We start from the raw sequence: 5773 nt of genomic DNA, 5'->3' as shown, positions 1-5773 counted from the left end.
GGTGGTGATGTTTGAGAACTCAATAGTGTGCCAATGTACTTATTTTTTGTTTTTGTGTGCATGGTTGTGTGTTGATTGGTCTGTTGGCCGGCGAGCCTGTTGGTGGTTTGTTGGTTGGTGTGTGCCGGTGGGGTGTTGGAATACGCATCTTTTTGGATACTGTTTAGTGTTTCGGCTGCATGGTTGGATTGGTTGGCATGTGATTGTGTTCAACTTTTGTCTCCTTCTTGTTTTTGCCCCGTCGGGTGTGGGGGAGGCAGTGATTTTTTCTTTGTAGTAATTTTTGGATGCCAGCATGAGCCTGCTTTTTGTGTGGTTTGTGGTGGTTTGTTTTTTGTTAGGTTTGGGCTTTTCACGGCCTTGGTTTTGGGATGTTGTTGTTCTGAAATTTTTTTGTGGAGAGTTTGATCCTGGCTCAGGACGAACGCTGGCGGCGTGCTTAACACATGCAAGTCGAACGGAAAGGCCCTGCTTGCGGGGTACTCGAGTGGCGAACGGGTGAGTAACACGTGGGTGATCTGCCCTGCACTTCGGGATAAGCTTGGGAAACTGGGTCTAATACCGGATAGGACCGCACTTTAGTGTGTGTGGTGGAAAGTTTTTTCGGTGTAGGATGAGCTCGCGGCCTATCAGCTTGTTGGTGGGGTAATGGCCTACCAAGGCGGCGACGGGTAGCCGGCCTGAGAGGGTGTACGGCCACATTGGGACTGAGATACGGCCCAGACTCCTACGGGAGGCAGCAGTGGGGAATATTGCACAATGGGCGCAAGCCTGATGCAGCGACGCCGCGTGGGGGATGAAGGCCTTCGGGTTGTAAACTCCTTTCGCTAGGGACGAAGCTTTTGTGACGGTACCTAGATAAGAAGCACCGGCTAACTACGTGCCAGCAGCCGCGGTAATACGTAGGGTGCGAGCGTTGTCCGGAATTACTGGGCGTAAAGGGCTCGTAGGTGGTTTGTCGCGTCGTCTGTGAAATTCTGGGGCTTAACTCCGGGCGTGCAGGCGATACGGGCATAACTTGAGTGCTGTAGGGGTAACTGGAATTCCTGGTGTAGCGGTGAAATGCGCAGATATCAGGAGGAACACCGATGGCGAAGGCAGGTTACTGGGCAGTTACTGACGCTGAGGAGCGAAAGCATGGGTAGCGAACAGGATTAGATACCCTGGTAGTCCATGCTGTAAACGGTGGGCGCTAGGTGTGAGGGTTTTTCTACGATTCTCGTGCCGTAGCTAACGCATTAAGCGCCCCGCCTGGGGAGTACGGCCGCAAGGCTAAAACTCAAAGGAATTGACGGGGGCCCGCACAAGCGGCGGAGCATGTGGATTAATTCGATGCAACGCGAAGAACCTTACCTGGGCTTGACATACACGAGATCGCTGCAGAGATGTAGTTTCCCTTTTGTGGTTGGTGTACAGGTGGTGCATGGTTGTCGTCAGCTCGTGTCGTGAGATGTTGGGTTAAGTCCCGCAACGAGCGCAACCCTTGTCTTATGTTGCCAGCATTTGGTTGGGGACTCATGAGAGACTGCCGGGGTTAACTCGGAGGAAGGTGGGGATGACGTCAAATCATCATGCCCCTTATGTCCAGGGCTTCACACATGCTACAATGGTCGGTACAACGCGTTGCGACACTGTGAGGTGGAGCGAATCGCTGAAAGCCGGTCTTAGTTCGGATTGGGGTCTGCAACTCGACCCCATGAAGTCGGAGTCGCTAGTAATCGCAGATCAGCAATGCTGCGGTGAATACGTTCCCGGGCCTTGTACACACCGCCCGTCACGTCATGAAAGTTGGTAACACCCGAAGCCGGTGGCCTAAACGTGTTAGGGAGCCGTCGAAGGTGGGATTGGCGATTGGGACGAAGTCGTAACAAGGTACCCGTACCGGAAGGTGCGGGTGGATCACCTCCTTTCTAAGGAGTTTTTTATTGTGTGGGCTGCAGTTGTAGCCCGAACCCACTGTGTGTGGGTTGGTGGTTGAGTGGGCGAGTGTTCTGCTGCCACCAGTTGTTGTAAATTTCCGGGTAGGAGATACACCTTAACTGATAGTGCCGAGTGTGTGAATGGTGCTTTGTGACATGCGTAAAAGAGTGTCCATGTATATGAAAATGAGTGTTTGTTGTACGTTGGTGCATTGTTGGGTGTCTGGGGCATTATCCCCTTATTGTGTGCCTGGCTGGTGGATGCGTGTCATCTGTTGTGGTGGTGTGTGTTTGTTGGTTGGGGTGTTGTGTGAGAACTGTATAGTGGACGCGAGCATCTGCATGATGCCACTTGCTTTTTGTTTGTGGTGTTGTGTGTGTGATGTGATTTTTTCTTGTGTGTTTATTTTGTCAAGTTCATTTTTTGCTGCTGTATGTGGGCTGCATGGCTTTCTTTTTGTTGGTTGTGTGGTTTGTGTGTGGTGGTTGGTGTGTTTGTTTTTTAGGGCGCATGGTGGATGCCTTGGCATGCTGAGCCGATGAAGGACGTGTAAGGCTGCGTTAAGCCTCGGGGAGTTGTCAATAAAGCGTTGATCCGAGGATGTCCGAATGGGGAAACCTGGCCCTGGTTATGTGGGGTTACCTTTCAGTGAATTCATAGCTGTTGTGGGGGTTTACGCGGGGAAGTGAAACATCTTAGTACCCGTAGGAGGAGAAAATAATAATGATTCTGCTAGTAGTGGCGAGCGAACGTGGATGAGGCTAAACCGTGTGCATGTGATACTTGGTAGGGGTTGTGTGTGCGGTGTTGTGGGGCCTGATTGTGTGTCATCTACCAGTGGCACGCCCTTTTTTGCATTGTTGTTAGGTGAAGTGGTTTGGAATGGCCGACCGGAGTAGGTGAGAGTCCTGTAGCTGAAGGTGATGATGTGGGGGTTATTGGGTTCCCGAGTAGCAACGGGCTCGTGGAATCTGTTGTGAATCTGCCGGGACCACCCGGTAAGCCTAAATACTCAGTGTGACCGATAGTGGATAGTACCGTGAGGGAATGGTGAAAAGTACCCCGGGAGGGGAGTGAAATAGTTCCTGAAACCATGTGCTTACAATCCGTCAGAGCATGTTTTTGTGTGTGATGGCGTGCCTTTTGAAGAATGAGCCTGCGAGTCAACGGCATGTCGCGAGGTTAACCCGTGTGGGGTAGTCGTAGGGAAACCGAATCCTAATGGGGTGTTGTAGTGGCATGTCTTGGACCCGAAGCGGGGTGATCTACCCATGGCCAGTGTGAAGCAGCTGTAAGAGGTTGTGGAGGCGCGAACCCACGTAGGTTGAAAACTGCGGGGATGAGCTGTGGGTAGGGGTGAAAGGCCAATCAAACTCCGTGATAGCTGGTTCTCCCCGAAATGCATTTAGGTGCAGCGTCGCATTAGCTTGGTGGAGGTAGAGCTACTGGTTGGTTGAGCGGGACTACAATCTTAGCAATGTCAGCCAAACTCCGAATGCCATTAATTGTGTTGTGCGGCAGTGAGACTGTGGGGGATAAGCTTCATGGTCGAGAGGGAAACAGCCCAGATCGCCGGTTAAGGCCCCTAAGGGTGTACTAAGTGGAAAAGGATGTGGGATCGCGAAGACAGTCAGGAGGTTGGCTTAGAAGCAGCCATCCTTGAAAGAGTGCGTAATAGCTCACTGGTCGAGTGGTTCTGCGCCGATAATGTAGTGGGGCTCAAGTACACCGCCGAAGCCGCGGCAAGCAGCATGTTGTGTGTTGTTTGGGTAGGGGAGCGTCGTGCATGGGTTGAAGCGTTATCGTGAGGAGGCGTGGACTGTGTGCGAGTGAGAATGCAGGCATGAGTAACGAATTGTAAGGTGAGAATCCTTACCGCCGGATGACTAAGGGTTCCTGGGTCAAGTTCGTCTTCCCAGGGTGAGTCGGGACCTAAGGCGAGGCCGACAGGCGTAGTCGATGGATAACCAGTTGATATTCTGGTACCCGTATGTGTGCGCCCATGATGAAGCACTGATACTAACTGCCACGGATGTGCTGCCCGTATTCTTTGAGTGTGGGTGGTGTTGATGTTGTGGGGCCTGATGTGTGGTTCAAGTGATGGGGTGACGCAGTGAGGTAGCCGCGCCACTTAGTGGATTGGTGGTGTAAGCGTGTAGGCCGTGTGGTAGGTAAATCCGCCGCATGTTATAGGTTGAGGCGTGATGCGTAGGCCCTTTGGGGTTGATGGTGGTGATCCTGTACTGTCGAGAAAAGCCTCTAGCGAGTGCATGTACGGCCCGTACCCTAAACCGACACAGGTGGTCAGGTTGAAGATACTAAGGCGTTCGGGTGAACTGTGGTTAAGGAATTCGGCAAAATGCCCCCGTAACTTCGGGAGAAGGGGGGCCCTGTGATGTGAAGACCCTTGCGGTTGGAGTGTTGTGGGGTCGCAGAGAATAGAGGGAAGCGACTGTTTATCAAAAACACAGGTCCATGCGAAGACGTTAAGTTGATGTATATGGACTGACGCCTGCCCGGTGCTGGAAGGTTAAGAGGACCGGTTAGTAGTCTTATGGCTGCGAAGCTGAGAATTTAAGCCCCAGTAAACGGCGGTGGTAACTATAACCATCCTAAGGTAGCGAAATTCCTTGTCGGGTAAGTTCCGACCTGCACGAATGGCGTAACGACTTCTCTGCTGTCTCGACCACAGGCCCGGTGAAATTGCATTACGAGTAAAGATGCTCGTTACGCGCGGCAGGACGAAAAGACCCCGGGACCTTCACTATAGCTTGGTATTGGTGTTTGGTTCGGTTTGTGTAGGATAGGTGGGAGACTGTGAGATCATCACGCTAGTGGTGGTGGAGTCGTTGTTGAAATACCACTCTGATCGGATTGAGCATCTAACCTTGGCCCATGATCTGGGTTGGGGACAGTGCCTGGTGGGTAGTTTAACTGGGGCGGTTGCCTCCCAAAATGTAACGGAGGCGCCCAAAGGTTCCCTCAGCCTGGTTGGCAATCAGGTGGTGAGTGTAAGTGCACAAGGGAGCTTGACTGTGAGACAGACATGTCGAGCAGGGACGAAAGTCGGGACTAGTGATCCGGCACCTACTTGTGGATGTGGTGTCGCTCAACGGATAAAAGGTACCCCGGGGATAACAGGCTGATCTTCCCCAAGAGTCCATATCGACGGGATGGTTTGGCACCTCGATGTCGGCTCGTCGCATCCTGGGGCTGGAGTAGGTCCCAAGGGTTGGGCTGTTCGCCCATTAAAGCGGCACGCGAGCTGGGTTCAGAACGTCGTGAGACAGTTCGGTCTCTATCCGCCGCGCGCGTTGAAACTTGAAGAAAGCTGTCCCTAGTACGAGAGGACCGGGACGGACGTACCTCTAGTGTGCCAGTTATCCCGCCAGGGGTATCGCTGGTTGGCTACGTACGGAAGGGATAACCGCTGAAAGCATCTAAGCGGGAAGCCTGTTTTAAGATGAGGTTTCTGTTGAGGTCCCCTAAAGACGATGGGGTAGATAGGCCAGACTTGGAAGCATCGTAAGGTGTGAAGACTACTGGTACTAATTGACCAACAACAAATACACCACAACAAACCCCACACCCTAAGGTTGGGACATGTTGAGGTGAACTATTAAAAACGAGTAAACAACCAAAAAACACACATCCTGTGTGCCGCGTCCACTATGCAGTATCTGACACAACACCACACACAACAGTGGATAATGCGTCAACAAGTTTGTCGGTGGTAGATAGCTACAGGGAAACGCCCGGTCCCATTCCGAACCCGGAAGCTAAGCCTGTACACGCTGATGGTACTGCAACCGGGAGGTTGTGGGAGAGTAAGTCACCGCCGACACCAAACAAA

Annotated in this window: 3 rRNA genes; all 3 read left to right on the top strand. The window is 52.3% G+C overall.

Features of this window, described 5'->3' with window-relative positions:
• Positions 1-392: 392 nt before the first annotated feature.
• The 3 genes from D9V82_RS11680 to rrf all read left to right on the top strand — a co-directional run bounded on the left by D9V82_RS11680 (position 393) and on the right by rrf (position 5764).
• Positions 393-1910, top strand: a 16S ribosomal RNA gene (locus tag D9V82_RS11680).
• A 500-nt stretch (positions 1911-2410) separates the two neighbouring features.
• Positions 2411-5492: ribosomal RNA gene (locus D9V82_RS11675) — 23S ribosomal RNA — on the top strand.
• A 154-nt stretch (positions 5493-5646) separates the two neighbouring features.
• A 5S ribosomal RNA gene (gene rrf / locus D9V82_RS11670) occupies positions 5647-5764 on the top strand.
• The 16S, 23S and 5S rRNA genes sit together here, the layout of an rRNA operon.
• The last annotated feature ends 9 nt before the right edge of the window (positions 5765-5773 follow it).

Origin of the sequence: Corynebacterium macginleyi, from assembly GCF_003688935.1 — a bacterium.
In the GTDB taxonomy this organism is placed as follows: Bacteria; Actinomycetota; Actinomycetes; order Mycobacteriales; family Mycobacteriaceae; genus Corynebacterium; species Corynebacterium macginleyi.
Note: the sequence above shows the minus strand (reverse complement) of the source record. Positions and strands in the feature narration are given on the sequence as shown.